Here is a 26,232-nt window from a genome sequence, read left to right on the forward strand (position 1 = left end):
GACTGAGGCGGTATGTGGGGTACCGGAGAAGGAATTGCGCAGGCGCACGCGAACCGGTCTTCAGACGGCGCGTTAAGGTGAGATGTCATCCGGATTTTTCAAACTGTTCAAGATAGCGGGCTGGGTGATTGGCGGGGTCCTGCTCGCTTTTCTTCTGCTGTTGCTGGCCATGACGCAGCCGCGCTTTGGCACGCCTGTGGCCAACTGGTTGCTGGGGGCTTTCGGGCCTGATGGCTCAAGTGTTCAGACCGCGCATACGCGGTTTCCGGCTATTCTCGTGGTCGAGGGCGAGGGGCTGTCAGTGCCGGGCCGGGTTGAGGCTGAGCGTATCGAGGCGCAGCTCAACCTTGTTGGCTTCCTGCCTTTCATGAGCTGGCTTTCCTACCTTGAGGCTGACAACGGCTCGGTCCGGATCGAGGATACCGATGGTGGCGACAGTAATGGGCCGGGCCTTGGCAGTGCCCGGCGCATTGTCGATGAAGTGCGCCTGACATCGGTCGAGATGATCATCGAGCGGGACGACGAGACGCGGACCGTGCTGATCGAGACGGCGCGCGGGTCGCTGCGGTCTGGTGACTTCATGCTGCGCGCCAGCGGGGCGGATTCGACGCTCAGCTTTGATGGAGAGACGTCGGCCGCTTTCAGCAAACTCGACGGCGTGTTGACCATCACGGGCGAGAACTTCTCCGATATTGCAGACCTGGCCGGACTCGCCGCGCCGGATACCCCGCCCTATGATATGCGGCTCACCGTCGATATCGCGCCTGATGTCTGGACGCTGAACGTCGAGCCTGAAACGCGCATTGGCGACAGTGACCTTTCCGGTGAGATTACGGTGCAGCCCAGGGAAGAGACGCCGGTGGTGAATGCAGACCTCGTCTCCAGCGAGCTTGATGCTGACGATCTTGGTATCGTCTTCGGCATTCCGATCGGTGTCGGCGAGAATGAGACCACGGGTGAGGTGCAGGAGCGCGCGCGCACCGCCTATAATCGCAGCGACCGCCTCATCCCGAATGCCGAGGTCGATTTTTCGCGGCTCGATGCGGTCGACGGCAGCGTGCGGTACGTGGCGCAGAATGTCAGCGATTCCATATTCGACATCCGGTCGCTGGAGCTTGATTTCGAGATTGAGGGCCGGGTGGTGCGGGCACCGCTCATCCTGCTCGACTTCGCGCAGGGCGAGTTTCGCGCTTATGCGACGCTGGATGGCAGCCAGTCTCCGGCCCACACCGATATGCGCGGCGAGCTCAGCAATGTGGCGTTCTCCAATCTGTCGCTGTCGCCCTATCTGCGCGGCGGTGCCGATGGGAATTTCGATATGACGACGGTCGGCGATGGGCTTCGCCAGGCAGCGGCGAGCATGAACGGCACGGCCGCGGTCTGGTCGCGCGATGCGGAAGTTCTCGCCCTCGCAGCCGAAGGGGCCGCGCTCGATATAGGCGAGGCGATCAGCCTTCTGGGCGAATCCGCAGATGACCGGACATATGTCATGGCACGATGCGCAGCGCTCGTGCTCGAATTCGAGGAGGGTGTTGGAAATCTGTCGCCAGCCGTCGTCGATACAGATGACAGCCTCGTGGTCGTTCGCGGCGACGTGGACCTCTCCAATGAGGCCCTGCGCCTCAGCGTGCGCTCGGAGGCGAAGGACGCGTCGTTCGGGACCTTGATCGGGGACGTTTCCATTGGCGGCACGCTGCGTAATCCATCCTTACAGCCCTTCAGTGCAGAGACCGTCGCCCAATTTGGGATTGCGACCATCCTCGCCTCGGTGAGCGGCGGTCTGGGCGCCTTGCCATTCATCGAACCTGGCATGGCGCAGGACGCCCCCTGCGGATCGCTTCTTGCGCGCGCTGAGTCAGCGTCCAGCGTTGATAATTAGGCCCGCCTGCAGCCGTCACAACCAGTCGCCTGTCTCGGCATGAAACTTGCGGATATTCCCGTCTGAGACGAATTCAATCGGGGAAGACGACGACGATGGGCACATCAGACAGACTTGTTTTCGAATACGGCTATGGCGCGCGAATCGGAGCGGTTCTCGCAGCCACAGCGATGTGGGCCCTCGTCCTCGGGGCGCTCGGCGGGGGAGTATATCTTCTCGTTTTGGGCCAACCGCTTGCTGCGGGGCTGGCCTGCCTGATCGGCCTGATCATTGCGCCATATTGTGTCAGCCTGCAGCACTCAATGCGGATGAAGCATCAGTGGCGCGTGTCGCTGCGCCCTGGTCATGTCACGCTCTGCCTGCCGGCAAACCGGGCCGCGCATCACCGGACTGAGAGCTTTGAGGGCGAAGTTGGCTACCGCGACATCCACCAGATTGTCCGCCGCCGTGAGGTCTATTCGCGAATGGGCATTCAGGTGACGACGATGCCTTACTGGCTGGTCCTGAAAGATGGCCGCAAACTGCTGCTTGGCGAAGACCGCAACCCCGGCCACGGGGAAAACGGCCGCACGACCATTGTTGCACGATCAGCCGAAGCGATCAGCCGGACATCCGGCATCCAGCTTGTCCGCGCCGAGCCGGGTCAGGGCCGCAGCCTGCTGTTCGGGCTGCTCGCCAATCGCCCGCCAGCCTGGCCGCAGGACGTCTGAACGGCGGTCTCGAAGAACGGGCCTATTTGCGAAAGGCGATTGTCACTTCGCCAATGCGGATGCCGAAACGCGTGACGAAGGCGCGGTTCAGAAGCACGCCGTCCTGTAGCAGATACATCCAGTCATCGAAGCCGACATTCCAGGTGCCGTCACCGACCGGAAGGTCTACCCTGTAGGTCCAGTTGAAGGCGTTGCCGACGGCCCGGCCTTCAGCCATGTCCGGCACGTCATTGGCGGTGCCGCGATAGCGACCGTTGCCAAGCATCTCAATCGTCCATGTGCGGGTGTCACGAACGCCGTCGGAATAGTCGAACTCCTCCACCAGGGTCAGCGTGTCGCCTTCAACCGTGCCGGTTATGTCGACCTTGAACTGGCGCCTGATCTTGCCGAACCGGTCTTCGAAGACGCCGTAGGCGGTGGTTTCACCAAGGAAATAGTCTTCCAGGCGCAAGGTCCGCTCGGCCTCGCTGAAATCCTCCAGTGAGTTGGAGACGCAGCCAGATACAGCGACGCTGGCAGCAAGAAGGACGGGCGCAAGACCGGTAGAAATTCGCATGAGGGAAGATCCTTTCAAGCTGAATACGGAGAGACGCGACCACCAGATCAGCGCTCGTCCAAATCGCGCTGAAGCTTGACAGTTTCACTTCCTGGTTGCCTGATATGACCCAAGGGAAACGCAGGCTGTATAGAGTGGGGGGCGCACCATGGCACAGACATCAGAGGAAATGCTGGAAAGCATGAAAGCGGGGATTGCCGAGAAAACCGGAAAACCGCTGGGTCACTGGGTCAAGATCGTGAAATCCAGCGGACTGGAAAAGCATGGCGAGCAGATGAGTTTGCTCAAGACAGAGCATAGGATGACCCATGGCTACGCCAATTTTGTGTGTCAGGCCGCCAAAGGCCGGCTCGAAGCCAGCGAAGATGATCTGCTGTCCGGCCAGTATCAGGGCAAGGAGAGCCTCAAGCCGATCTATGATGCTCTGGAGGCATTCGCAAAAACGCTCGGGGATGATGTAGAGATCGCGCCGAAGAAGACGTCGGTTGCTTTCCGCCGCTCGAAGAATTTTGCCGTTGTGACGCCCGCCACAAAGTCACGGGTGGACCTTGGCCTGAACCTCAAGGGCGAGGCTGGCACGCTGCGGCTTGCCGAAGAGAAGCCAGGCGGCATGTGCACGCACAAGATCAAGCTGCAAGTGGTCGAGGAAGTCGACGACGAGGTAAAGGCCTGGCTGAAAGCGGCTTATGAGCGGGCATGAGGGCGGCTTATCCGCAGCGCCTGTGCTGTTCGCCGCCCATGGTTCGACTTCGCTCACCATGGGCGGCTATTGTAACCAACCGGGTCTGAGCGCCGCCTAGTCGATCTTCGCCTGCGCCTTGTGGCGGGCTGCCTTGAAGTCGGGGGCGCGTTTTTCGCTGAAGGCAGCGACGGCTTCCTTATGCTCTGGCAGGGTGTAGCAGATCTCCAGCTGTTCGTGCTCGCGCGCCTGGATGCGGCCGGTGTCGGTGTCGCAGGAATTGGCGCTGAGAAGCTGTTTGGTCATGCGCAGCATGGGCGAGGGATTGAGCGCCATCTGGCTGGCGAGCTCGATCGCGTCGTCGATCAGGGCATCGGGCTCTGAAAGGCGGTCGGCGAGGCCGAGGTTGACGGCTTCTTCGCCAGAGACAGGCCGGGCGGTCAGGAGCAAGTCGTGCGCCTTGCCCCATCCAACGCGCTGGACGAGGAAATGAGAACTGGCGAGTTCCGGCACGATGCCGACCTTCACGAAGACCAGACCAAACTTTGCCGCCGTGGACGCGACGATCATGTCGAAGGGCAGGATCTGCGTCACGCCGATGCCGAAAGCGGGGCCGTTGACGGCGGCGATGCACGGCTTGGATGAGCGGATGAGCGAGATCCAGTCGATCCCGCCATCGCGCTTGTGGGCCTTGGTTTCAGAGGCCTCGATATTGTTCTGGAAGTAGGACATGTCCGCGCCTGCGCAAAAGCCGCGGCCTTCGCCGGTCATGACGACGGCGCCGATATCCTCGTCTTCATTGGCCGCCGTGATCGCCGCGCCCAGTTCGCGGCTCATGTCCGGGGTCCAGGCGTTCAGCTTGTCGGGCCGGTTCAGTGTGATGAGGCAGACGGGGCCTTTATGCTCGACCTTGATCTGTTCGTAGGACATGGCGTTCTCCCTGATATTTTTTGTCAGGATGAGGGGTCTGCCGCTGGGGCAGTCACGCGAAAAAATAGAAGTCGGAACGGCGGAGCGCCATGACGCGTTCCTTTTGCAAGTCTAAAAGGAACTCCCATGTCATTAATTCAAATTCTACTTTGTATATTCCTGCCACCTGTTGCCGTGGCGTTGCGCGCAGGCATCGGTCTGCAGCTGCTGATCAATATTGTTCTCTGCTTCATCTTCTGGCTGCCCGCCGTTATTCACGCGTTCTGGGTCAGCTCCAAGGGCGGCGCAGAGCCGGTCTGATCTCAGGCTTTCAAGACAAGTAAAAAGGGCGGGCTTTGAAGGCCCGCCCTTTTCGTATCCGGTTATGGCGCGGCTCTAGTAAAGCGTCGCCATCGCCTTGGCGTCATAGTCGGAAAGCTCTTCAGTGCGGCCTTCCTTGACCTTGGTTGCCCATTCCGGGTCCTGAAGCAGGGCGCGGCCAACGGCGACGAGGTCGAACTCGCCCTTTTCCAGACGCTCAACCACGTCGGTGATCGGCCGTGTCTTTGAGCCTTCACCGCGCATGGCGCCTGTAAACTCGGATGAGAGGCCAACAGAGCCGACCGTGATGGTTGGAAGGCCGGTCAGCTTCTTTGCCCAGCCAGCGGTGTTGAGACCATTCTCACCGTCGACCTCAGGGAATTCGGCTTCCCAGAAGCGGCGCTGGCTGGCGTGCAGGATATCGACGCCGGCATCGACGAAGACTTTGAGGAAGGCTTCGAATTCCTGCGGGGTTTGAGCGAGGCGTGCGTCATAGTCCTGCTGTTTCCACTGCGAGAAGCGGAGGATTATCGGCATGTCCGGGCCGACGGCGGTGCGGATTTCAGAGATGATGTCGCCAGCAAAGCGGGCGCGCTCCGGCAGGCCGCCGCCATATTTGTCCTCGCGCTGGTTCATAACTTCCCAGAAGAACTGGTCGATCAGATAGCCGTGCGCACCGTGGATTTCGACCGTGTCGAAGCCAAGGTCCTTGGCGCTTTTGGCGGCGTCGACATAGGCGGCGACCATGTCGGCGACATCTTCATCGGTCGGCGCGTCGAAGAGTTTCTTGCCCTTGTGGGTGATGCCGGACGGGCTGTCGGATGGCGCGTCGGGGAAGTGGCCGGTGCCGGTCTTGCGTAGGAGGCCCTGGTGCCAGATCTGCGGGCCCATCTTGCCGCCCTTGTCGTGGACCGCGTCGATGACATTCTTCCACCCGGCGAGCGCGGCTTCGGTGTGGAACAGCGGATAGTTCGGATTGTCGGAGGCGCCCTTGCGCCGCACCAGTGTGCCTTCTGAGAGAATGAGGCCGACATCTGCCTCTGCGCGGCGGGCATAATAGGCGGCGACATCGTCTGTCGGCACGCCGCCCGGGCTGAAGCCGCGTGTCATCGGCGCCATCACGATCCGGTTGGGAAGTTCAAGCGATTTCAGCTTGAACGGTTCAAATAGCGGGGCGGCTGAGGACATGGCGAAGACTCCGTATCGATTGGACAGCCCTGCATCTGGGGCATCGAAGAGAGTGGTTCAATCCTTTTCTTTTGCGCCAAGTATTCAGTCAGCATTCACTTGATGGCTGCCAACAGGGGTGGCATTGTTTGATCTGGACGAGGGGAAACCGACATGAAATTCGCATTTATTCTAGCTGCTATTGCGGGTGTTGCAGGCTGTGCGACGCCGGGGATCGATTATTCTGCCCGGCTCGTGCCGGTAAATACAGCTGCCGTGGAGACGCGGACCGTGGATGTCGGCCGGTTCAATGGCCCGTCCGGGAACTGGTATGCCGAGGAATTCGAGGCAATGCTGTCGGGCGCAATGTTTGATGGCCAGCCATGGTTCAGCATTGCGCGCTATAGTGACGGCTATGTGCCCGACGGACAGCGCGCCGGTATCTATGAAGGCCAGATCAATATCGAGGACTATACGGCCGAGGAATATTACGACACGTCGACCGAGTGCGTGGAATGGGATGGCCCGTTTGACTGTGAGCGCCGGGCCGAGGTGGAGCGGGTCTGCCTGCGAGAGAATGTGTCCGTGTCCGTTGCGCCGCGCCTTATCGAGTATGGCACTGGCCGCATGATCTACCAGGATACATATTTCGGCGATGCGAGCGCGGAAAGCTGCGAGGAGAGCTATCTGGTCGGGCGCCGTGGCAGACGTGCTGCAGGCGGTGGATGGGGCTATGGTCGGCGGGCAGGTGTGCAGCCGCCGCGTCAGCTTGTGCGCAATGCGCTTGTCTCGACGCTGGGCGACATCCGCAATGAGATTGCGCCGCGCAACGCCGTCATGCGGGCGGTGTTCGTAAAGGACGCGATGGATCCGGTCGTCGCGTCTGATCCACGCTTTGCCGATGCGCTTGATGCAGCCAGCAGCTCGCCCGGTGCGTCATGCGCGGTGTGGCAGGACCTGCATGCGCAATACCCGCAGGCCCCTGCCGTGACGCACAATCTGGCGGCCTGTTACGAGTCCGGTGAAAACTTCGCTGAGGCGCAGGCGCTTTATGCCGAGGCAGCTGAGCAGGCGCGGCGGTCTGGCATGCCGGTCGATCGGCAATTCCAGGACTCGCTGTCGCGGGTGTCGGCTTACCGCAACGGGCTTCAGGTACTCGACCGGCTGACAGGGTATTATGAGCCAGCGATCAACTAGGCGGGGCGAAACGGTTCAGCTGACACCCATCGCGAAGCCAACCAGCGCGGCGATCAGGAAACAGGCTGAGATCACGCTCGTTGTGAGCAGGTAGCGGGACATGGGCGTATTCCTTTCTGGAAGTTAACTTTCAGAATTTGAACGCCGGTCGGACCGCTCCTGTTCCTTTTTTGCAAGATCGACGGTTTTGCGGAGGCGGGCCGCGTCGGCTTTCTCGGCGAGTTTCTGGATTTTGGTCCGGCCGAATTTGACCCGGTTTTCAGCGGCCTGCTTCTTTGAAGCGGCGCGTTCCTTATCCTTGCGGACCTTGTTGAGATTTATCGGGGTGGTCATGCGTCCCGGCCTCCATTGGCCAGCCTTCGGTGGAGCCTGTCTCTCACGGTTGGCCATTCTTCGGCAAGAATGGAAAAGACGACGGTCGAGCGGAGGTGTCCGTCTGGCAGGATGCGGTTATGGCGGAGGATGCCTTCCTCTCGCGCGCCGAGCTTCAGGACCGCAGCGCGTGAGCGGGCATTGCGCTCGTCGACATGGAAATAGACTCTGATCGCGCCTGCATCAAAAGCATGGCTGAGCAGCAGATGCTTGCAGGCCGGGTTGACGATGCCGCCCTGATGTTCGGGCGCATAGATCGTCATGCCGACCTCGACATTGCGCCAGTCCGGATTGGGGTTGAGATAGGCGGTCATCCCGCCGAAACGGCCGTCCGGCAGCAGCACGGCATAGGGGATCAGCGTCCCTGCCTCGGTGCGCTGGCGGATGGTCTTCGTCCAGGGCGTGATCCAGTCGCCCGGCGGGTTGTAGAACGGCCAGGTCGCCAGACGCTCTCCCGATCTCTCCGCCATGTCGCGCAGCTCAGGCGCGTGGCGATCAAGATCGAACGGGACGAGCCTGACATGGTCGCTCTGTAGCGGGCCGGACGGAAGCTTCACCGGCCTAGGTCCTGTACTCATAAATTTTGCCGCGGCGGGCGGCGGAGTTTTGTTTGCGGGCCAGGCGCCATTGCGCAGGAAGGCCGGGGCCTTTCAAGCGGCGGCAACGCCGCACGCGGGCAAAAGACCGGTGCCCGGTGTGGCACGGGCGGGACGCCTCAACCGGCTGAGCGGCGCCCTGCCGCGTCAAGCCGCTTGAACGGGCCTCAGCCCGCCCTGCGCGGCTTTCCTTGCATGTCTTGCTCATCCAATTGCCTCCGCAACAAAATTTATGAGTACAGGACCTAGGCCTGGTGGGTGTCGCGCCACTGTTCCATGGCGAGAGAGATCGCGAAGGTCTCGCGATATTTCGGGCTGGAGGCGGGACGCGGGGCGCGCGCCGACGTCAGCGCCATGATCTCGGCGAGCTTGTTGTGAGCCGCGCCTGCCTGGCCTGCACCAATATAGGCGTGCAGCTCAACCAGGGCAGAGGAGAGCGGGTCATGCGCGCGGATAACGAAATAGGGCTCGTCTTCTGCGAGCTTTGACAGGACGTCAAATTCAGACGGATTGGATTTGGAGCCGACAGGGCCTTTGGACATGGGACGGTGCGCCTTCTTCGTGATTCGTGACTGTCTCCAGTCGAGCATATCGCATCACCAAGGGCACGCCCAAGACTTCAGGCATCCTGAACCGGTTTCACCTGTTTCAGCAAGACGCCGAGATTATTGTGCGTAACGATCCCCTCGACACGGTCGCCGGGCTTGAGCCGCGTGCTTGTCGGAACGAGCGAGCTGTCGAGCAGGGCCAGAACCGACGCATAGTTCTCGTGTCCGTCGACGATTTCCACCATGCAGACGCGGTTGGAAAAATGCTGCCGGACGAAGCCGCGGCAGGGCTTGTCGCGCAGGCAGACAAGATAGGCGGGATGCGCATCTTTCTTGTTGGGCGCGCGGCGGCTGGACGTGACGAAGAAGGCATCGCCGCCTTCATCAGCGAACTCAGTGTTACAGACGCTGGCGCGGTTGAAATAGAACTGGTCGCCTTCCTTGCTGACCTGGCCGGAGCCTTCAGAGGCGACACGTTCACGGATGAAGCCGAAGCTGTCACTGACCACTTTTTCAACTTCGCCCACCTGCCAGACCCGCTTTGGCTTTCCGTCGCGAATGCGGCGCGCAAGGACGAACGGCATGGCGATGCGCGAATGCAAGAAGGTCGAGAACCGGTTAGATGCGGGCTGCTCGACTGGTTCCTGCGCGGCCTCTTCTAGTTCGGCCTGCTGTTTCTGGGCGGCGTCGAGCCGTGTGCGCTTGTTGAGCGTCAGTTTCTGAAGGCGAACAATCTCTCGTCGGCGCTGCTCAACCCACTCGTCCCAACTGGCGAAAGTACGTGACCAGAACCATTTCAGAAGGAGCGCCACCAGCGCGAATAATGCAAACAGCACCGCCAGGGGCAGGGCCATGTCGGCAAGGGAGACGCCGAAGATGTCGATGTCCTCGGCGCGGCGGTAGTGCGTCAGCCACCCCAGGGCGCCAGAAATGATCGAGAAGAAGGAGAAGCTCGCCATCCGCTGGTCGAGCAGCGAGGCGTGAAGCTGCGGCGTGTCGTTTATCTTTTCTTTTTCGCGAAGATCTTCTTCGAGACGCGCGAGCTTTTTCGGCCGGTTGCGTTCGCGCCAGCGCACGATGATCGCAGAGACGACGAAGCCCATGACCAGTATGGCAAGAACGATGAGGGCGTAGACGGCCGCCATCGGATTGGCCGCAAGAAAGTCGCCGACACCCCCTGGAAGGGCGTCTGTGATCGTCTGGTAAATTGCCTCGATGCGGTCCATGCCGCTGCCCACCCCTGTTATCGCCCCGACTTTTGTCTAGCGGGCCCGGCGGACAAGCGAACGTAATTATAGATAAAACCCGCTGGAAAGGCGCTCAGCGTCGCTATTTTGGGCAGCGTTGCACCTTTTACCGGTTAATGCGGGTCAAACCGCGTCGGTATAGACGCGATCAGTGACCGCTGCCAAAGACGCCGGTGCGTACCGAATAGTCAGCGGCCAGACCGTAATCTGGGTCATCATCGCTATCGACCATGAGCTGTCCGGCCCGCTTCAGGAGCTTGTGGCAGTCGCGTGAGAGGTGGCGAAGGCGCAGCGTCTTGCCATGCGCTTCATACTTGGCGGCGAGGTCTTCGATGGCCTGCAGGGCAGACTGGTCCACCACGCGTGAGCGCATGAAGTCGACGATGACGACGTCCGGGTCTGTCTCTGGATGGAAAAGCTCTGCAAAGCCTTCGGTCGAGCCGAAGAAGAGCGGGCCTTCGATTTCATAGACATGGGCGCCGGGCGTGCGGACACTATCGCGTTCGATGATGCGGATGCGGCGGGCATTGTTCCAGGCATAGGCGAGCGCCGAGACGATGACGCCAACGATGACGGCGGTGGCAAGGTCATAGGCAACGGTGACGCCGGTCACCAGCACGATGACAAGCGCGTCGGTAAGCGGGATGCGCGTCATGATGCGCAGGCTGTTCCAGGCGAATGTGCCGATCACGACCATGAACATCACGCCGACAAGCGCGGCGAGCGGGATCTGTTCGATCAGGGCGGAGCCGACAAGGATGAAGGCGAGCAGGAAGAGGGCCGATGAGAGACCCGAAAGACGCGTGCGGCCACCGGATTTCACATTGATCATCGACTGGCCGATCATGGCGCAGCCGCCCATGCCGCCGAAGAAGCCGGTGACGAGGTTGGCCGCGCCCTGGGCCACGCATTCCTGGCTGGCGCCGCCGCGCCGATTGGTCATTTCACCGACCAGGTTGAGCGTCAGAAGGCTCTCGATCAGGCCGATGGCGGCAAGGATAAGCGCATAGGGGAAGATGATCTCCAGCGTTTCCAGATTGAGCGGCACCATCGGGATGTGGAAGGTCGGAAGGCCCCCTTCGACAGACGCAAGATCACCAACGCGCGGCACGTCGAGGCCGAAGGCAATGACCACAGCGGCGACAATAGCAATACCGGCAAGCGGGGCTGGAATGGCCTTGGTAAGCTTTGGCATGCCCCAGATGATCGCCATGGTGAGCGCGGTGAGCAGCAACATCAGGGCAAGCGGCAAGCCGGTAAGCCATTCACCGCCGGACATGCCATGACCGGACACTTCGGCAGAGCCTGGCACCTGGAACTGGGTCAGCTGGGCCAGGAAGATCACGATGGCGAGGCCGTTGACGAAGCCGAGCATCACCGGATGCGGAACGAGCCGGATAAACTTGCCGAGTTTGAAGATGCCGGCGGCAAGCTGAAGGATGCCCATGAGGACCACCGCCGCGAAGAGATATTCAACGCCGTGCTGTGCAACGAGCGCCACCATGACAACCGCCAGCGCGCCAGTCGCGCCCGAAATCATGCCCGGACGACCGCCAAAAGCGGCCGTGATAAGGCCGACGATGAAAGCTGCATAAAGCCCGACAAGCGGGTCGACGCCCGCCACGAATGCGAACGCCACCGCTTCCGGCACCAGCGCCAGCGCGACGGTCAAACCGGCGAGCAGCTCGATCTTGATCCTGTTCGGCGTGAATTTCGAAAGGTTGGCTTGCGAAAAATTCTGCGCGCCGAGGCGATCTGCGAACGCAGCGAATGGGGATTTGCTTGTCACGGATTTGGCTCAGTCTGTCTGGCGTTAATAGTTGGGGGTCGTATGGCGGTCTTGATGCTGCGGCGCAACACACGGCGTGAAAAAACCGCTGAGGATGCGGTTATGCAGGTTTTCGGTACAGAGACACATGCATCCGACTAGTGCGCGTGAATGGCTCCTTCGTCCAGCCGGTCCAACGGTTCTCACGCTCGAGGCCCGCGAGTTTTGCCATCAGGTCGATCTCTTGCGGCCAGGCGTAGCGCATCTGGAGGGGGATCAGCTTCGTCCCGTTCCCGGTAATGCGCACGCGCTGGTAATCGATGCGCTGATTGACCGGGTCGTGCAGCTTGGCCTCGAAGAGGAGCGAGCCCATGCCGATCCGCATCGTCCGCAGGCTCTGATGGTCGTGGAAGGCGGAAAAGTCCGGCACGAAGGTCTCGACCAGGAAGCCGCCGCCTGGCGCGAGGTGGCGCGCAGCATTCGCGAAGCAGCGCAGCTGGGCATCCTGTGAGGTCAGGTTGAACAGGGTGTTGAAGACGAGGAAGGCGAAGTCGTATTCCCCGGCGATGCGGCAATCAGCCATGTCGCCGATAACGACCGGAATGTCCGCGCCGCCGGGCTTTCCGCGAAGGATGTCCACCATGTCTGGCGAACCTTCGATGCCTGAAATGTCGAAGCCGCGCTGCTTCAGTGGAAGCGCGATGCGGCCGGTGCCGATGGCAAGCTCGAGGAGGCGTGCGTCGGGCCCTGCCAGCTCAGCGATCAGGGCGACCGACTCCTCAGTCGTGCCCGGGTCGTGGAGCGCATCGTAATCGTTGGCATTCAGCGTGCCGAACGTATCAGGCCCGAAATCCAGCATCGGGCCTGATACCATAAACTCGGTGCGGCCGCACCGCCTGTCCGGCGAACGCGGGCTAGCTCGATGAAACGATGCCGCCGTCGCACGGGATGGTGTGGCCGGAGATATAGGCGCCGGCGCGCGAGGACAGGAACATGGCGAGGCCTGCAATGTCCTGCGGGGTGCCGACACGGCCGGATGGGTTCCCTTTGGCGACGGAGTCCCAGTCGACGCCTTCGGTCTTGCCGCCGAAACCGACGCCGGTCGACAGCATCCAGGTCGGGAAAGGCCCCGGCGCGATGCCATTGACGAGGATATGTTCGCCCACATGCTGGGAGGCCATGAAGCGCGTGAGGTGAATGACGGCGGCCTTCGACGTACCATAGGCATAGCCGCTGAAAGGCGAGGTGTGCATGCCGTCGATCGACGCGATGTTGATCACGCGGGCCGGATCATCGGCGCTGGCGGACTTGCGCAGCAGCGGCATGAGCTTCTGGAACAGGAAGAAGATGCCCTTGACGTTCACGTCCATCACCTTGTCCCAGCCGCTTTCTGGAAACTCCTCCAGTGTCGCGCCCCAGGCTACGCCTGCATTGTTTATGAGGACGTCGACCTTGTCTTCGCGCTTGGCGATCTCGTCAGCGAGATGCTGAATGCCGACCATCTGGCCAACATCGGACGGGATGGCATAAATCTCACCGCCATACTGATCTTTCAGTCGTTTGACGGTCTCTTCGCAGGCATCGGCCTTGCGCGAGGAGATGATGACCTTGGCGCCATTGGCGAGATAGCCCGCCGCAAGCATCTCACCGATCCCGCGCGAGCCGCCGGTGATGACGACCGTTTTGCCCTTTACCGAAAAGAGATTGCTGAAATCATTGCTCATGGCGTGTCCTCCGCTTCGTTTGCTTCCTGCGGTTTGGAGGAGGCTTGCCGGGCTGGCAAGGGCAGTGGGCGTCAGTTGCCGAAGAACAATCGGGAGAGGGCGCGCTGAATTTCGTATTCGTGGGTGATAAGAGAAGCTACCCGGTCGCCGATCAGTTGCTTCGGAAAGGCAGAAAGCTGGTGCATCGCGAGAATGTATGACCGATCACTTATGACAGCTTCGATCGTTACAGATGGGATGGGTAATAGGGCCGTGTCAGCGAGTAGCGGCGCGACGAGGACTGCTGGTCCAGTATCCACATGGGGGTATTGGAGTAGCACGATCAACTGCTCCGGGTCGTCACTGATCTCGTGAACTGCGAAGCGCTCATCCATCAGAAAAGTCGATACTTTTCGTTCCAGAGGCCGTGCTTCTTATAGTGCTCGTTCCAGCTCTCGATGGCTTCGCGATTTTCTTCCGAGAAGCGCTTCATGCGTTCGGTCTTCACAGCGCGCTCGACAGCTGCGCGTGCGATTTCTGCGGCATCAAGGCCGTAGGATGCGGCTTCTGAAATTAGGGCTGAATCGATCTGCGTATGAACAAATGGGGCAGTCTCTTCTGAGAGGCCCGAAGTGGAGGGATCGGTTACGCCTAAAAGTTCAGCGGCGGTAACTTCGCCATGAGTGGCAGCCTCGATCCGCTTCGCAATGTCCGCGCGAGGCCGACGTGCTCCCGTCTCGTAGTGACGAATAGCAGCTTCCGATACACCGCATAGCCGCCCAAATTCTTTGGACGTTAAATGTGCTTTCTGGCGCCATTCACGTAACTGCATTCGTACAATTTGTACGAATGCAGTGTATCGTGCAAGCAGAAATCAGCCCGGCGAGATCATCTTGGACGGGTCGACGATGGCGTCGAAGTCGTCTTCGGGGATGCCGTCTTTGATGGCTTCTTCTTTCAGCGTGGTGCCATTCTTGTGAGCGTTCTTGGCAATCGCCGCGGCGCGGTCATAGCCATACTTTTCCTTGAGCGGGGTCACCAGCATGAGGGAGTTCTTCAGGCCGCGCTCGATATTGTCGAGGCGTGGCTCAATGCCGACGACGCAATTCTCGGTGAAAGACACGGCTGCATCTGCCAAAAGGCGGACCGACTGGAGGAAATTGTAGGCCATCATCGGGTTGAAGACGTTGAGCTCAAAATGGCCCTGGCTACCGGCAAAGCCGATGGCGGCATTGTTGCCGTGGATGTGGGCGCAGACCTGGGTGAGGGCTTCGCACTGGGTCGGGTTGACCTTGCCTGGCATGATGGAGCTGCCCGGCTCATTCTCTGGCAAGGCAAGCTCGCCGAGGCCGGAGCGCGGGCCAGAGCCGAGGAAGCGGATATCGTTGGCGATCTTGAAGCAAGACATGGCGACCGTGCTGATCGCACCATGCGTGAAGACCATGGCGTCATGGGCCGCCAGCGCTTCGAACTTGTTTGGGGCGGTGCGGAAGTTGAGGCCGGTGATCTGGGCGATCTTGTCGGCGACCATGGTGTCAAAGCCCTTTGGTGAGGCGAGACCGGTGCCGACAGCAGTGCCGCCCTGTGCAAGCTCCATGAGCTTTGGCAGCGTCATCTCGATGCGCTCAATGCCATTGGCAAGCTGCTGGGCGTAGCCGGAGAATTCCTGACCGAGCGTGACAGGGGTCGCGTCTTGGGTGTGCGTGCGGCCGATCTTGATGATGTCCTTCCAGCTTTCGGCCTTGTCGTTGAGGGCATTGTGCAGCTGCTGCAGCGCCGGGATGAGGCGGTGGGTGACTTCTTCTGCGCAGGCAATGTGCATGGCGGTCGGGAAGGTGTCGTTCGAGGACTGCGACATGTTGCAGTGATCGTTCGGGTGGACGGGCGACTTGGAGCCCAACTCACCGCCCAGGATCTCGATCGCGCGATTCGAGATGACTTCATTGGCATTCATGTTGGACTGGGTGCCGGAGCCGGTCTGCCAGACGACGAGCGGGAAGTGCTCATCGAGCTTGCCTTCCATCACTTCATCTGCGGCCTGAACGATGGCCTTGCCGAGCTTGGCGTCGAGTTTGCCGAGGGCCATGTTGGTCTCGGCGGCGGCTTTCTTCACGATGCCGAGGGCGCGAACGATAGGGGCGGGCTGTTTTTCCCAGCCGATCTTGAAGTTGCCGAGGCTGCGTTCTGCCTGCGCGCCCCAATACTTGTCGCCGGGGACCTCGACAGGTCCCATCGTGTCGCTTTCGGTACGTGGTTTCGGCTGCTTGTCGCCAAAGATGCCCATCGGGTCGGCTCCTGTTCGTGTGTCAGTTGAATAGTCGAGTACCGGGCGCTTTAGCATGGTCACCGAGAAGCGCAAAAGCGCGTTTGCGCCCGCGTGTCGCAGCGCCCGCACTTGTCGCCCGGCCTGCCGCCCTATCTATGAAGTCATGAGACGCGGAGGGGTATCCGATGGTTGAGACAGGCAAGGTACTTGAAGGCAAGCCGCCGCATGCGCCGGATGGGCATCCGGGGGTGGTGCAGGGCAAGGTTGGCCTGTTGCTGGTCAATCTCGGTACGCCTGACGGCACCGATTACAAGTCGGTGCGCCGCTACCTGTCAGAGTTCCTGTCCGACCCACGGATCATCGAGGTAAGCCCGCTGATCTGGCAGCCTATCCTGCAGGGACCGATCCTGACTTTCCGGCCGAAGAAGTCTGGCGAAGCATACAAGAAAATCTGGACCGATGAGGGCTCTCCGCTGCTCGTCTATACAAAGCGTCAGGCCGAGATGCTGAATGCGCGCATTGGCAGCGAGCAGCTGATCGTCGATTTCGCCATGACCTATGGCAATCCATCGATCGCTTCGAAGATTACCGCCTTGAAGGCGAAGGGGTGTGACCGGATCGCGGTCATGGCGCTTTATCCGCAATATTCGGCGACCACGTCCGCCAGCGTTTATGACCGCAGCTTCAACGCGCTGAAGGAGATGCGCTGGCAACCATCCGTGCGTACGGCGGCGCCGTTTCATGACCACCCGGCCTATATCGAGGCGCTGGCCGCTTCCATTTCCGAGCATATCGCGGGCCTCGACTTTGAGCCTGAGCGCGTACTGATGAGCTATCACGGCATCCCGAAAGCCTATTTCGAGAAGGGTGACCCGTATCATTGCCACTGTCACAAGACGACACGGCTTGTGTCCGAAAAGCTTGGCTGGGCGGACGGATTTGCGATGACCACATTCCAGAGCCGTTTCGGGCCGACTGAATGGCTGCAGCCCTATACGGACAAGACGCTGGAAGCGCTGCCGGAACAGGGCGTGAAGAAGATTGTCGCGGTGTCGCCCGCCTTCATTTCGGACTGTCTGGAGACGCTGGAAGAGATCGCCATGGAAGGTCGCGACAGCTTCATGGAAGCGGGCGGGACGCATTTCTCGGTGGCACCTTGCCTTAACGATTCCGAGCGGGCGATCGACCTGCTTGAGACGCTGGCCGCGCGCGAGCTGGCCGGCTGGATATAGTCCAAAAAAGAAAAGGGCGCGCCTTTCGACGCGCCCTTCCTTAATGGATCTAACCAGAAGCCTAAAAAGACTTACGGATGCGCGCGCCGTAGAAGGTCGGCGCGCCGGCGATGAAGGTCGGGATGCCGAAGCCGTCGCCGGTATTACCTGCATCAATGATATAGTCTTCGCCGGTGAGGTTGTTGACGTAAGCCTCGACACCGAAGCCGTTCTCAAGGTCAAGCTGGACGTTGAGGTTCACCAAGCCATAGGAATCCTGGCTGATCAGCTCACGCTCTGTGTTGTCGAAGTAGACTTGAGACTGCCAGGTATAGCTCGGCACGAGGCTGAGCGTGCCGAAGCCTGCATCCATCAGGAAGATTCGGGCCGCGAGGCTGGCCTTATGATCTGGCGAAAGGCGGAGCTTGTTGCCGCCGAATGGGGCACCTGGCTCATCATCGAAGCGGGCATAGTTGTAGCCATAGCTCGCAATGATATTGAGCGCGTCGGAGAGATACCAGTTGGCCTGCGCTTCGAAACCCTCAGCCGTTGCATCGCCAGCATTGATTGGCTCGATCAGGCCCTGCGCGTTGATCTGCGTCGACTGGAAGTTGTTGTATTCATAATAGAAGGCAGAGGCTTCGAGGCTGAGGTCGCCGCCAAGAAGTGAGCTTTTTACGCCGGCTTCATAGGCATCGACGATCTCTGCATCGAGGACGGCAAAGCCCGCGGACGGGGCTGAGGCCGAAGCCGTGATAACTTCCGGGCGACGGCCCCGGGCATAGTTGGCGAAGAGGTTGACCGTATCGGTCAGCTCGAACTTCGCGGCAGCACGCCAGGTGATGTCATCAAAGGTTTCGCTGCGGGAGATGCGCCCGCCCGATGGCTGGACGAAGAGGCCGGCACCGGTCACGGCGCTTGGCCCGTTCAGGAGTTCGACGAGCAGGCCGCTCTCCTTGTCTTCGGTTGTGTAGCGCAGGCCACCGGTCAGCTGGAGACGGTCGGTGACATCGACCGTGGCGTCAGCAAAGACCTCGAAGGCCTGCGTTTCGCCGTCATTGACGAAGCCCTCATTGTGGATCGGCTTCAGCGGGACAATGACGGTGCCGCCTGACTGCTGGAAGACCGTCAGGTTGATGCCTGGCAGTGCGTCGACCGGTGGAGCCAGCGGCGGGGCCAGGAAGCCGCCGAGCAGGGCCTGCACAGCACGCTCATCAAAGGTGAGTGGCACGTTCTGTTCGCCGGTCTCATCGAAATAGCTTGCGCCGATGAAGCCGCGGACGCGGCCGCCGGCGTCATAGTTGGCGCGGAATTCCTGGCTGAACTGTTCGCCTGAAGCTTCCTCAGCAAAGATAAGGAGCTCAAGACCGAAACCGTCCGGATCGAACACTTCGAGGCTGTCGAACTCGCGATAACCGGTGATGGACGAGAGCGAGATGCTGTCGGAGACCTGCCAGTCGCCGAGAAGCGTCACGCTGGTAACGTCGCGCTCAAGGCCGAGGGGCTTGCCGCCGAGGAAGTCGCCGAACGTGTTCAGGTTGGCTGGGTCCCATGGTTCCGAAGAGCCTGTCGGGCTGGGCAGGAACGCCTTCGACTTGAAGCTCGTGCCCGATGGGCTGTCTTCCTGATAGTTGGCGATGAGATCAAAGCGCAGGTCCGCCGTCGGCGTGAAGGCGAGCGAGGCGCGCACCGCCGACATGTCCTGGCTGTTGAAGTCTTCCTCGGCCGGATTGACGCTTTCGACATAACCATCGCGCTCACGCAGGCGACCCGCAATGCGGAAGGCAAGCGTGTCTTCGATGATCGGGCCGGTGACGTGGCCGTCGAGATAGACCTCGTCATAGTTGCCGATACCGGCGGTTGCCTGACCGGAGAACTCGAACTCTGGTTTGGCCTGAATGACGTTCACGCCGCCGATCAGGGCGCCGCGCCCAAAGAGGGTCGGCTGAGGCCCCTTGGCGACCTCGACGCGTTCAAGGTCGAAGAGCTCCACCACGGAGCCGCGCGAGCGGGAGATGGAGACACCGTCCTGAAAGATGGCGATACGCGGCTCGATGTTCGATTCGCCGCTATCGGAGGTGATGCCGCGGATCACGAAGCCTGGATTGTTCGGGCTTTGCTCCTGAACCTCAAAGCCGGGCACGAAGCGGGCAAGATCGGAAAATTCATCAAGGCCAAGATCGTCGAGAAGCTCGGAGTCGACGGCCGAAACGGCAACAGGCACGTCACGCAGATTCTCTGCCCGCTTCTGGACGGTGACAGTCACAGTGGTCTGGCGCAGCTCGTCTTCGGCTGCGTCCTGCGCGGTTGCAGGCGCAGCGAAGGAGGCGGCAAGGGCAAGTGTCGTTGTTGTCAGGAGGAAAGTCTTCATGGGAGGGCTCCGTTATTGTTGCGGAGGCTCCTATTTGTGCTTTGCAACAGGCGTGCGACGGTCCGGAAAATTTTCCCGACAAAGAGCAATTTGTGGCTTCCGGGACACGCCAGACGGTCAGACGGTCAGACGGCGTGGACGAGCACCGGTGTGGTCTGTGTCGTGCGGCAGACCGTCTGGTTACGGCCGTCTTTCTTGGCCTGGTAGAGTGCGTGGTCAGCTTCCATGAGGGCGGCGTGAAGCGATGACTGAGAGGTGAAAGTCGTTACGCCGAAGCTGGCAGAAACTGAGAGGCCTGGGGCCAGATCGTCGAAAGAAGCCGCATCGATAACCTCGCGAAGTCTCTCCGTAACGGCATAGGCCTGATCGGGTGTCACGTCGGTCAGAAGGATTGCGAACTCCTCGCCGCCCCAGCGGGCGAGCGCATCAACCGGATGGCGCAGGACCCTGCCTGCAAGCTCGGCGACGGTCTTGAGCACATCATCGCCGGCAGAGTGACCAAAATTGTCGTTGATCGATTTGAACCAGTCTAGGTCAAAGAGGATGATGGCGGCCTCATTGGCGGTCCGGTTCATTCGCGCGCGCTCTTTTTCGACGGCGCGTTCAAACGTTCTGCGGTTCATCAGACCGGTGAGCGTATCGGTAGAGGCAAGCTCATGCAGCCTCTTTTGCTGCCGGGCGATATCGACCTCACGAAGATAGTGGATGTAGCCGGCTGGAATGGCGATCGTGCAGGCGAAGAGCACCATGATCGCCACAAGGAGTGGACCATTATGGTTGAGGCCAAAGACGACTGTCAGCGATGACAGAGCTGCCGCCATGCTGATGCCCGTGCCGCTAACCAGCATTGGAAGCCGCGTTGGTTTGCGGTTCACATAATCGATAAGTCTTGTGGTCAGGCGCTGCATGGGAAGGTGATGTCAAATTAAGCCTGACATAGCCTCTCCCGGATGCATGAAATTTTATCTACAATGGGATTTAAGTGAGGTCGCCCGCGTTTTTGTGTGTAGAGTTTTGAGTATTGCGGCGCCGGGCTGCTCCGCCACTGGTGCGAACGGGGTGGCCGGACTAACTGTCTTCGCATGGATGACTGGATCAAGTCTGGAAAGGTGCGCGGCCGGATCACCGATGATGGCGCGCTTGAAGTGCGCTGCTTTGGCCTGACCACGCAGGCGAAATACTACAAGCCGCTTTTACGGGAGTTCTTCCGCAAGGACTTTACCCGCCTGCGCCCCGGACATGGGGACTATGCCGTGCATATCGTGATGGAATATACTGGCGACCCACCCTGGATGGACCTTGATAATCTCGCCAAGGCCCTGCTCGACAGCGTGTCGGGAAACGCCTTCGTAGATGATCACCAGGTCGCCCGCCTGCTGGTTGAGCGCCGGGTCGGAGAGCGCGAAGGTATCTATATGCGCGTCGAGGCGATGGAGTAGCCAGACCGTTGTTGGGGCGGGCGATCTGGCGTCTATAATTTAATTTGATTTCGCGCGTTCTTTGGATAATCCAGATAGCTGATGATCCGTCTCATCGCGGCTGACGACGTGCCGCAACCCATCACCGGCAGACGGCCCGGCTGGACATGCCCAGTGCTTCTAATCGACACGTATGTAGCGCCAAGTGCCATTGAGGGACTTGGCCTTTTTGCTGCGTCTTTCATTCCGAAAGGCACACCCCTCTGGAAATTCGATTCCAAGTTCGATCTTCTGTTCGAGCGTTCTGAAATCGCCGCTTTCCCCGAAGCCCAGCGCCGCCTGATGGAGCGGTATTCCTATCCGGTCGCCAGCGGCTCCAACGTCATGATCTACGAAACCGACAATGGCCGGTTCGTGAACCATTCCCACGCGCCGAATATGGGCTGCGCCGATCCAACGCTTGGTGTGGCCCTGCGCGATATTGAGGCGGGCGAAGAGATCACCAATGATTATGCGGAGTTCTGGCCGGAATACTTCCAGCTGCCCGGAATGGAAATGTTTGCGGAGGGCAGGGCGGTGAAAAACGGGCACTCAAGCCGGTTCTGACGCTGGCCTTGAAGCTTGGAGGACGCGCGCTCTAGAACCGCTTGAAAGGTTTGGGGGCGGCCGTTGCCGTAGCGGTGGCAACCACCTTGCCGTCCGGATCCATGCAGGCAGCTTCAGAAAAGCAGACCGTCTTGCCGAATTTGAGGATTGTCGCTTCGACTCTGGCGGGGCCGACAAATAGCGGCCGCAGATAGGAGACCTTCATCTCCAGCGTTGGCGCGGTCATGGTGACGTTGGAGGCGATAATGATGTTGGTGGAAATCGCCTCGTCCAGCATCGCAGCGATGAAGCCGCCCTGAATGGCGCCCGTCGGGTTTGCAAAGCTTTCATCGGCCTTGAAGTCGACCAGGATACGCATCTCGTCCTGATGAACTTCGGCAAGCTCCATACCGAGCGTATCGGAACAGGCCGGACGCTTCCTGGAGGTCCTGAAGCGCGCCAGCATGTCGGCATCGCTGATGCGGGGCTTTTCGGTCTCTTCGGCCAAAACCTATTTCCGGCGGAAGGCGTCTATACTGACCACGGTCGAGGCATTTTCGTCGCCAGCGGCCTTTTTCTGCGGCTTCGGTTCTTCTGGCTCAGCCGATTGCCTGGCCGGGCTGACAACATCCTGGCCTGTCGAGGCGGTATCGTTTTCGAAGGACAGGCCGAAATTGACGGCTGGATCAACGAACCGTGTCATGGCGGCATAAGGCACAGACAGATGCTGCGGCACGCCGCTGAATTTCAGGATAAGTTCAAAATGCCCGTCATGGACTTCGAGATCCCAGAACTGGTGCTGGATCACGATGGTCATTTCATCGGGAAAGCGCTCGACCAGATGGTCGGCCATTTTGACGCCGGGGGCCTTGGTCCGGAAGCTCACATAGAAATGATGCTCGCCGGGCGCAGCGCCATTGGCTGCTGTCTGGCGCAGTGCTTCGCGAACGACGCCGCGCATGGCTGCCTGCGTCAGCGCCTCGTAGCCAATATAGTCGGTCATGCAACAATCCTTTTCGGGCTCCGGTTGTACCTGGAAACGCGCCGGGTTCAACACGCTTCGTTCAGGACGCGAAGCAGCGCTTGAAACTTCGCGCGCTCCACCTTTCTAAACCTGGCAAGAAAACGCGGCCAAAGTTTGTGGGTGCCGCGCTTGTTTTCAGGCGGTCAGGAGCCGCTTTGTTCACCTTCTGAGGTGGGTGTCTCATCCTTGCTGCGCGTGTTCGTGACGGCGGTGATGAGGCCAAGGCCAGCCAGAATTACAGCGCCGATCGCAACCCATTGTCCAGGCAGACCAAAGGCTAGCGCAGCCCAGATAAGGCCGCCCAGAAAGATAAGGAAGCCAATGGTGTAAATCGCAAATGATGACATCTAGTTTCTCCACTTTCCGGACAAACGCCAATGGCAAGCCCGGTGTTCCGCACGAAGGTCCATTATTGCGATGAAAGGGAGAAGGTGGAGGCTTCTGTTGCCAGGCGCCTCCGGGCCCCGCCTAAGGCGCTGAAGCCCTAGGAGTTAAGTTCGGTAAACCGAGCGCAGACTAGGCTGCGAGCAGTTCGCCTTCAGCAAAGTTGTCATTAGCAACTATTGTTGAGTGAGCTTCTAACGGAGCTCATCCGGGCGAAAGCATCGTCTTTACACGTCCGTCGATCCTGTTTCGCCCCCAAAACCGTCCCGCTGAAGGAAGGGAAATTGGTGGAGGCGCCGGGTACCGCCCCCGGGTCCGAACCGCTTATTGCACGCGCGTTTATCGCCATAGTCCTCGAAGGGACGCCCTAGATATAGGCCAGCTAGTGCGACGATGAAAGGGGTTAGAGTGTGATCCGCAGGTCGGAAATGGAGCTGGCAATGGACTGGTAAGCATCCTGAAGCTGCTGGCCATTTTCCGGCCTGAAGAAAAAATCCGACCCGCTGGAGCAGTATTGCAGCACGTCGCGGCCTGCGTCCGGGGCCTGAAACGCGACGGAATAGATACGTATGCCCGCCGCCTTTGCGCCGTCGCAGAGTTGTTTTGCCTGCCAGGTCGAATTGCCGTTCGCGCTGTCGCCAACCGTGTTGAAGGCCCCGTCTGTCATCAGGATCAGGGCCTTGGCGCTATCGGGTTCTTCATAGGATAGCGGCGCGGATGTGCCCGGAAAGACAGAGGCCCAGGCCGGAGAGATCGTATACCAGCCCCAGGCAACACCAAGATGACCTGCGGTATTGCCCTCCGCGTCCAGCGCCGTGATGTAATCGTAAAGGGGTTGGCGGGTGCTCGTGAGCGGCAGCGGCTCAGCGTCGCTGCAATCATCCCTGCGCGAGGCATCTGCCTTCTCGATATACTGACCAGGACCCGGGGCCGCATCGGTAAAGGCCTGCCCGCCCTCGCGCTCAAACACGCAGGTGGAGTCGTAGTTGTAGGTGTACCACCTGCCACTATAGTAATAATTGACGCTTTGCTCACTGGACGAGCCCGTCGCCGCTTCGAAATAGGGGTCCGCATTGAAGGCGCCATTATAGGCGACCATAGAGATGCGGATATCGTCCTCATGGCCGGGCTTTGGCTCTTCGACCAGCAGGGTATCGACCGCGTCGCGTGCGGCTGCTTTCAGGTCGATCATGCGTTGACCGTCCATCGATCCAGACACATCGAACACGAAGGCGACATCGACCTTACCGATGCCATAGGCGGCCGCCGTCTCGATACCGAACTCGAACGTGTTGATATTGGCGATTTTGGCGAGATAGGTGTCCATGACGCAGTCTGTGGTGGCTTCGACCGCTGTCTCATTGATGAGGACTGCGGGCCGCGTGCAGGCGATTGGGAAACGGTTATTTGCGATGAGGGCTGAGAAATAATTTTGCACGACGGCTTCAACGCCAGACGTACTGGCGCCATCCTGGTAGGCGCGCGTTCCGGCGATCACAGCTGAATCGATGCTGCTCTGCACCTTCGACTTGTTGGTGGTCAGGACCTGGAAATCAATCGCGAAGCCCGAGATGAGAAGGATCGGAAAGACCGATAGCGCAAAGAGGATCGCCGTCTGGCCATCGCGGTTCGCGGTCAGCTTCTTTGCGTTTTCAGGCCACATCAAGATTGGTACCGAATGAATTGCGATCATCGGCAATGTGACGGATCGAGCTTACGACGGGCTTGCGCCTTTAAGGTAAAATGTACGAGCGCTGGAAGCTGGCGGTTAACCGCGAGGACCGCCTATCTCTTGATCCTGAGGTCCGAGATTGATGTCGCGATCGACTGATAGCTTGCCGTCAGCTCAGCGCCATTGGTGGCCTTGAAGGCATGTTCGCCGCTCGATGCACAATAGCTCAGCACCTCCTCGCCGGATGTTGGGGCCTGAAAGGCGATCGTGAAGATAACAACATCCTCTGCCTTGATGGAGTCGCACAGCGCTTTCGCCTGTTCGGTGGAATTGCCCTGACCTGAATAAAGCTGGTTCAGAAACTCACCATCCGTCATGATGATCATGGCTTTGGTCGTGCTGGGTTCGTTGTAGGGCAGCGGCTCGGCGCTGTTGTCGAAAACATCACTCCATTCTGGCGAAATCAGGTACCAGCCCCAGGCAATACCCTGGTGACCAGCCGTGCCGCCACCAGCGTTGAGGCTGTTGATGTAGTGATTGATTTGTGTCGCATTGTCGCTGAGTTCGAACGGTTTGATGCTCCGGCAATCGTCGCCGATGACGTTCCAGCTCTTGTTGCCGGAATTGTATTCCGCGTAGGCGGTGGACAGGAAACCGTCAACGTTGTGGGTTATCGTTGTCGCACGCTTCTGACCGGCTGGCAGAGTGTCGACGAGATCGACCGTTTTACGCTGGGTTGGCTGAAAGTCCGTGAACTTCTGACTACCGTCACGCTCATAGACGCAGGTGGAGCTGACCGACTTGGTCGCCGTCATCTCCTTGTCCACCCACTGGCATTCATTCCGCCAGCTCAGGCAGTATGACCCCCACCAGAATCGGCAGACATACCCGCACTCTTCGACCCGATCCGTATAACTCGCTGTATAAGTGCGGTTCTTCTTCATGCCTGTGACATTTTCGAAGAAATTCCCTGCATCGATCATGCTGTTATAGGCGACCATCGCGATCCTGACGTCACCGTCGCTGGAGGATCCGGGCAGGGGCAGCAGCGTTGTTGCCGCATCGGATGCCGCGTCACGCAAGTCGGCAATCCGGCCATAGGAGTTCATAGAGCCTGAGATATCGAAGACGAAGGCGACGTCGAGCTTGCCGACGCCATACGTCGCCGTCGAGGTGACATTGAATTCGAGCTCTGAGCGTCCGAGGACGCCGCTCATCGTTGTCGCCTGGTAGCATTTGACGTCTGCCTGGATTTCCTCGTCGTCCGGATAGGAAATCACCACCGGGTCGCAGTTCAGCCCGGAATTATTAGCGATAAGCGAATTGAAGTAGGTCTCAGCATGGGTGCTGCCCTGTCCCTTCGAGTTCGAGGATTGCAGCATGCGCGCGCCTGCCAGAACTGCCGAGTCGAGGGCGTGCTGAACACGATCCTTCTTGCCGAACGCAATCTGGGAATCGAGGGTGAGGCCAACAACGGCCAGGAGCGGCAGCAGCGCAAACGCCCAGATGACCGCAACATTGCCGCGGCTGTCCCGGCGAAATTTCTGTACTTGGCTTAGTCGCATTTAAGTGCCCCCGGCACGAATACTTCGGTTCAGCCTTGCTCTTTAGCGCCTGCGCATTGAAACGAGGCTTCGATCAGCGACCAG

At 59.9% G+C, this 26,232-nt stretch carries 28 protein-coding genes and 1 other RNA gene; 8 read left to right on the forward strand and 21 right to left on the reverse strand.

The genetic code is table 11. The features are described 5' to 3' along the window. The first annotated feature begins 82 nt into the window (after positions 1 to 82). Positions 83 to 1,879 (forward strand): AsmA family protein, encoded by a 1,797-nt coding sequence (locus F550_RS0115375; RefSeq protein WP_018149471.1) that lies wholly within the window; start codon positions 83 to 85, stop codon positions 1,877 to 1,879. 95 nt (positions 1,880 to 1,974) lie between these two features. Next, positions 1,975 to 2,589 carry a hypothetical protein gene (locus tag F550_RS0115380; protein ID WP_018149472.1) on the forward strand — a complete coding sequence of 205 codons (615 nt, stop codon included), beginning with the start codon at positions 1,975 to 1,977 and terminating at the stop codon, positions 2,587 to 2,589. Positions 2,590 to 2,611: 22 nt separating this feature from the next. Here the strand turns inward: F550_RS0115380 and F550_RS0115385 are convergent, their stop codons facing one another. After that, a complete protein-coding gene (locus tag F550_RS0115385) occupies positions 2,612 to 3,145 on the reverse strand; it encodes a DUF3833 domain-containing protein (RefSeq protein ID WP_018149473.1) in 534 nt (177 codons plus the stop codon). Positions 3,146 to 3,293: 148 nt separating this feature from the next. Here F550_RS0115385 and F550_RS0115390 point away from each other — a divergent pair, with 148 nt between their 5' ends. Next, the gene (locus F550_RS0115390; RefSeq protein ID WP_026180827.1) at positions 3,294 to 3,845 is read left to right on the forward strand and encodes a DUF5655 domain-containing protein; all 552 of its coding nucleotides are present in this window, start codon (positions 3,294 to 3,296) and stop codon (positions 3,843 to 3,845) included. Positions 3,846 to 3,941: 96 nt separating this feature from the next. Here F550_RS0115390 and F550_RS0115395 read toward each other — a convergent pair whose 3' ends face one another. Then, positions 3,942 to 4,754, reverse strand: a complete 813-nt coding sequence (locus F550_RS0115395; protein WP_018149475.1) for an enoyl-CoA hydratase/isomerase family protein — start codon at positions 4,752 to 4,754, stop codon at positions 3,942 to 3,944. Positions 4,755 to 4,880: 126 nt separating this feature from the next. On the opposite strand from F550_RS0115395, the gene F550_RS19020 reads away from it, so the two are divergent. After that, positions 4,881 to 5,054 (forward strand): YqaE/Pmp3 family membrane protein, encoded by a 174-nt coding sequence (locus tag F550_RS19020; protein ID WP_083911018.1) that lies wholly within the window; start codon positions 4,881 to 4,883, stop codon positions 5,052 to 5,054. A 75-nt stretch (positions 5,055 to 5,129) separates the two neighbouring features. Here F550_RS19020 and F550_RS0115405 read toward each other — a convergent pair whose 3' ends face one another. Then, positions 5,130 to 6,242, reverse strand: a complete 1,113-nt coding sequence (locus tag F550_RS0115405; RefSeq protein ID WP_018149478.1) for an NADH:flavin oxidoreductase — start codon at positions 6,240 to 6,242, stop codon at positions 5,130 to 5,132. 153 nt (positions 6,243 to 6,395) lie between these two features. Between F550_RS0115405 and F550_RS0115410 the strand changes: the two genes are divergently transcribed. Further along, positions 6,396 to 7,418 carry a hypothetical protein gene (locus tag F550_RS0115410; protein WP_018149479.1) on the forward strand — a complete coding sequence of 341 codons (1,023 nt, stop codon included), beginning with the start codon at positions 6,396 to 6,398 and terminating at the stop codon, positions 7,416 to 7,418. A gap of 123 nt (positions 7,419 to 7,541) precedes the next feature. Here the strand turns inward: F550_RS0115410 and F550_RS0115420 are convergent, their stop codons facing one another. The 10 genes from F550_RS0115420 to fumC form a co-directional block, all read right to left on the reverse strand. Then, on the reverse strand, positions 7,542 to 7,751 hold the full coding sequence (locus F550_RS0115420) for a DUF4169 family protein (protein ID WP_018149480.1): 210 nt from the start codon (positions 7,749 to 7,751) through the stop codon (positions 7,542 to 7,544). Then, on the reverse strand, positions 7,748 to 8,368 hold the full coding sequence (locus tag F550_RS18090; protein WP_040500574.1) for a GNAT family N-acetyltransferase: 621 nt from the start codon (positions 8,366 to 8,368) through the stop codon (positions 7,748 to 7,750). Before F550_RS18090 ends, F550_RS0115420 begins: the two co-directional genes overlap by 4 nt. A 263-nt stretch (positions 8,369 to 8,631) precedes the next feature. Next, a complete protein-coding gene (locus F550_RS0115430) occupies positions 8,632 to 8,928 on the reverse strand; it encodes a hypothetical protein (RefSeq protein ID WP_018149482.1) in 297 nt (98 codons plus the stop codon). A gap of 77 nt (positions 8,929 to 9,005) precedes the next feature. Further along, complete coding sequence (locus F550_RS0115435) at positions 9,006 to 10,160, reverse strand: hypothetical protein (protein ID WP_018149483.1); 1,155 nt, start codon at positions 10,158 to 10,160, stop codon at positions 9,006 to 9,008. 169 nt (positions 10,161 to 10,329) lie between these two features. After that, complete coding sequence (locus F550_RS0115440) at positions 10,330 to 11,970, reverse strand: SulP family inorganic anion transporter (RefSeq protein ID WP_018149484.1); 1,641 nt, start codon at positions 11,968 to 11,970, stop codon at positions 10,330 to 10,332. Between the two features lie 100 nt (positions 11,971 to 12,070). Next, the gene (locus F550_RS0115445; RefSeq protein WP_233349043.1) at positions 12,071 to 12,823 is read right to left on the reverse strand and encodes a class I SAM-dependent methyltransferase; all 753 of its coding nucleotides are present in this window, start codon (positions 12,821 to 12,823) and stop codon (positions 12,071 to 12,073) included. Positions 12,824 to 12,863: 40 nt separating this feature from the next. Further along, entirely contained in the window at positions 12,864 to 13,673 is an 810-nt protein-coding gene (locus F550_RS0115450) for an SDR family oxidoreductase (RefSeq protein WP_018149486.1), read from the reverse strand. A gap of 71 nt (positions 13,674 to 13,744) precedes the next feature. Next, entirely contained in the window at positions 13,745 to 14,047 is a 303-nt protein-coding gene (locus F550_RS0115455; RefSeq protein ID WP_018149487.1) for a CcdB family protein, read from the reverse strand. Next, a complete protein-coding gene (locus F550_RS18750; RefSeq protein WP_018149488.1) occupies positions 14,047 to 14,484 on the reverse strand; it encodes a type II toxin-antitoxin system CcdA family antitoxin in 438 nt (145 codons plus the stop codon). Before F550_RS18750 ends, F550_RS0115455 begins: the two co-directional genes overlap by 1 nt. A gap of 42 nt (positions 14,485 to 14,526) precedes the next feature. Beyond that, entirely contained in the window at positions 14,527 to 15,936 is a 1,410-nt protein-coding gene (gene fumC / locus F550_RS0115465) for a class II fumarate hydratase (protein WP_018149489.1), read from the reverse strand. A 167-nt stretch (positions 15,937 to 16,103) separates the two neighbouring features. Here fumC and hemH point away from each other — a divergent pair, with 167 nt between their 5' ends. Next, positions 16,104 to 17,150, forward strand: coding sequence for a ferrochelatase (gene hemH / locus F550_RS0115470; RefSeq protein WP_018149490.1), 1,047 nt, complete (start codon positions 16,104 to 16,106; stop codon positions 17,148 to 17,150). A 61-nt stretch (positions 17,151 to 17,211) separates the two neighbouring features. Here the strand turns inward: hemH and F550_RS0115475 are convergent, their stop codons facing one another. Further along, complete coding sequence (locus tag F550_RS0115475) at positions 17,212 to 19,500, reverse strand: TonB-dependent receptor (protein ID WP_018149491.1); 2,289 nt, start codon at positions 19,498 to 19,500, stop codon at positions 17,212 to 17,214. 125 nt (positions 19,501 to 19,625) lie between these two features. Then, entirely contained in the window at positions 19,626 to 20,408 is a 783-nt protein-coding gene (locus F550_RS18755) for a GGDEF domain-containing protein (protein WP_018149492.1), read from the reverse strand. Between the two features lie 174 nt (positions 20,409 to 20,582). Here F550_RS18755 and F550_RS0115485 point away from each other — a divergent pair, with 174 nt between their 5' ends. Together F550_RS0115485 and F550_RS0115490 are read left to right on the forward strand one after the other, a co-directional pair. Further along, positions 20,583 to 20,939 carry a RusA family crossover junction endodeoxyribonuclease gene (locus F550_RS0115485; RefSeq protein WP_018149493.1) on the forward strand — a complete coding sequence of 119 codons (357 nt, stop codon included), beginning with the start codon at positions 20,583 to 20,585 and terminating at the stop codon, positions 20,937 to 20,939. Between the two features lie 81 nt (positions 20,940 to 21,020). After that, positions 21,021 to 21,524, forward strand: a complete 504-nt coding sequence (locus F550_RS0115490) for an SET domain-containing protein (RefSeq protein WP_018149494.1) — start codon at positions 21,021 to 21,023, stop codon at positions 21,522 to 21,524. A gap of 31 nt (positions 21,525 to 21,555) precedes the next feature. Here F550_RS0115490 and F550_RS0115495 read toward each other — a convergent pair whose 3' ends face one another. The 6 genes from F550_RS0115495 to F550_RS0115515 form a co-directional block, all read right to left on the reverse strand. Continuing rightward, on the reverse strand, positions 21,556 to 22,011 hold the full coding sequence (locus F550_RS0115495; RefSeq protein ID WP_018149495.1) for a PaaI family thioesterase: 456 nt from the start codon (positions 22,009 to 22,011) through the stop codon (positions 21,556 to 21,558). 3 nt (positions 22,012 to 22,014) lie between these two features. Beyond that, entirely contained in the window at positions 22,015 to 22,506 is a 492-nt protein-coding gene (locus F550_RS0115500; protein ID WP_018149496.1) for an SspB family protein, read from the reverse strand. A 164-nt stretch (positions 22,507 to 22,670) separates the two neighbouring features. After that, positions 22,671 to 22,874: a hypothetical protein gene (locus F550_RS0115505; RefSeq protein ID WP_018149497.1), complete on the reverse strand. Its 204-nt coding sequence runs from the start codon at positions 22,872 to 22,874 to the stop codon at positions 22,671 to 22,673. An 83-nt stretch (positions 22,875 to 22,957) separates the two neighbouring features. Next, positions 22,958 to 23,314, reverse strand: a transfer-messenger RNA (tmRNA) gene (gene ssrA, locus F550_RS19025). Continuing rightward, complete coding sequence (locus tag F550_RS0115510) at positions 23,315 to 24,574, reverse strand: vWA domain-containing protein (RefSeq protein ID WP_018149498.1); 1,260 nt, start codon at positions 24,572 to 24,574, stop codon at positions 23,315 to 23,317. Positions 24,575 to 24,696: 122 nt separating this feature from the next. Then, positions 24,697 to 26,148: a TadE/TadG family type IV pilus assembly protein gene (locus F550_RS0115515; protein ID WP_018149499.1), complete on the reverse strand. Its 1,452-nt coding sequence runs from the start codon at positions 26,146 to 26,148 to the stop codon at positions 24,697 to 24,699. Between the last annotated feature and the right edge of the window lie 84 nt (positions 26,149 to 26,232).

Source organism: Henriciella marina DSM 19595 (genome assembly GCF_000376805.1).
GTDB lineage: Bacteria > Pseudomonadota > Alphaproteobacteria > Caulobacterales > Hyphomonadaceae > Henriciella > Henriciella marina.

Bases quoted from the DNA above. Each gene is read 5' to 3' on its own strand.
- F550_RS0115445 (WP_233349043.1), bottom strand. From the start codon at position 12,823: ATGGTATCAGGCCCGATGCTGGATTTCGGGCCTGATACGTTCGGCACG.
- F550_RS0115455 (WP_018149487.1), bottom strand. From the start codon at position 14,047: ATGGATGAGCGCTTCGCAGTTCACGAGATCAGTGACGACCCGGAGCAG.
- F550_RS0115410 (WP_018149479.1), top strand. From the start codon at position 6,396: ATGAAATTCGCATTTATTCTAGCTGCTATTGCGGGTGTTGCAGGCTGT.
- F550_RS18750 (WP_018149488.1), bottom strand. From the start codon at position 14,484: ATGCAGTTACGTGAATGGCGCCAGAAAGCACATTTAACGTCCAAAGAA.
- F550_RS0115405 (WP_018149478.1), bottom strand. From the start codon at position 6,242: ATGTCCTCAGCCGCCCCGCTATTTGAACCGTTCAAGCTGAAATCGCTT.
- F550_RS0115485 (WP_018149493.1), top strand. From the start codon at position 20,583: ATGGATGACTGGATCAAGTCTGGAAAGGTGCGCGGCCGGATCACCGAT.
- F550_RS0115375 (WP_018149471.1), top strand. From the start codon at position 83: ATGTCATCCGGATTTTTCAAACTGTTCAAGATAGCGGGCTGGGTGATT.
- F550_RS0115390 (WP_026180827.1), top strand. From the start codon at position 3,294: ATGGCACAGACATCAGAGGAAATGCTGGAAAGCATGAAAGCGGGGATT.
- F550_RS0115395 (WP_018149475.1), bottom strand. From the start codon at position 4,754: ATGTCCTACGAACAGATCAAGGTCGAGCATAAAGGCCCCGTCTGCCTC.
- F550_RS18755 (WP_018149492.1), bottom strand. From the start codon at position 20,408: ATGCAGCGCCTGACCACAAGACTTATCGATTATGTGAACCGCAAACCA.
- F550_RS18090 (WP_040500574.1), bottom strand. From the start codon at position 8,368: ATGAGTACAGGACCTAGGCCGGTGAAGCTTCCGTCCGGCCCGCTACAG.
- F550_RS0115510 (WP_018149498.1), bottom strand. From the start codon at position 24,574: ATGTGGCCTGAAAACGCAAAGAAGCTGACCGCGAACCGCGATGGCCAG.
- hemH (WP_018149490.1), top strand. From the start codon at position 16,104: ATGGTTGAGACAGGCAAGGTACTTGAAGGCAAGCCGCCGCATGCGCCG.
- F550_RS0115435 (WP_018149483.1), bottom strand. From the start codon at position 10,160: ATGGACCGCATCGAGGCAATTTACCAGACGATCACAGACGCCCTTCCA.
- F550_RS0115475 (WP_018149491.1), bottom strand. From the start codon at position 19,500: ATGAAGACTTTCCTCCTGACAACAACGACACTTGCCCTTGCCGCCTCC.
- F550_RS0115505 (WP_018149497.1), bottom strand. From the start codon at position 22,874: ATGTCATCATTTGCGATTTACACCATTGGCTTCCTTATCTTTCTGGGC.
- F550_RS0115515 (WP_018149499.1), bottom strand. From the start codon at position 26,148: ATGCGACTAAGCCAAGTACAGAAATTTCGCCGGGACAGCCGCGGCAAT.
- fumC (WP_018149489.1), bottom strand. From the start codon at position 15,936: ATGGGCATCTTTGGCGACAAGCAGCCGAAACCACGTACCGAAAGCGAC.
- F550_RS0115380 (WP_018149472.1), top strand. From the start codon at position 1,975: ATGGGCACATCAGACAGACTTGTTTTCGAATACGGCTATGGCGCGCGA.
- F550_RS0115450 (WP_018149486.1), bottom strand. From the start codon at position 13,673: ATGAGCAATGATTTCAGCAATCTCTTTTCGGTAAAGGGCAAAACGGTC.
- F550_RS0115500 (WP_018149496.1), bottom strand. From the start codon at position 22,506: ATGACCGACTATATTGGCTACGAGGCGCTGACGCAGGCAGCCATGCGC.
- F550_RS0115430 (WP_018149482.1), bottom strand. From the start codon at position 8,928: ATGTCCAAAGGCCCTGTCGGCTCCAAATCCAATCCGTCTGAATTTGAC.
- F550_RS19020 (WP_083911018.1), top strand. From the start codon at position 4,881: ATGTCATTAATTCAAATTCTACTTTGTATATTCCTGCCACCTGTTGCC.
- F550_RS0115420 (WP_018149480.1), bottom strand. From the start codon at position 7,751: ATGACCACCCCGATAAATCTCAACAAGGTCCGCAAGGATAAGGAACGC.
- F550_RS0115385 (WP_018149473.1), bottom strand. From the start codon at position 3,145: ATGCGAATTTCTACCGGTCTTGCGCCCGTCCTTCTTGCTGCCAGCGTC.
- F550_RS0115490 (WP_018149494.1), top strand. From the start codon at position 21,021: ATGATCCGTCTCATCGCGGCTGACGACGTGCCGCAACCCATCACCGGC.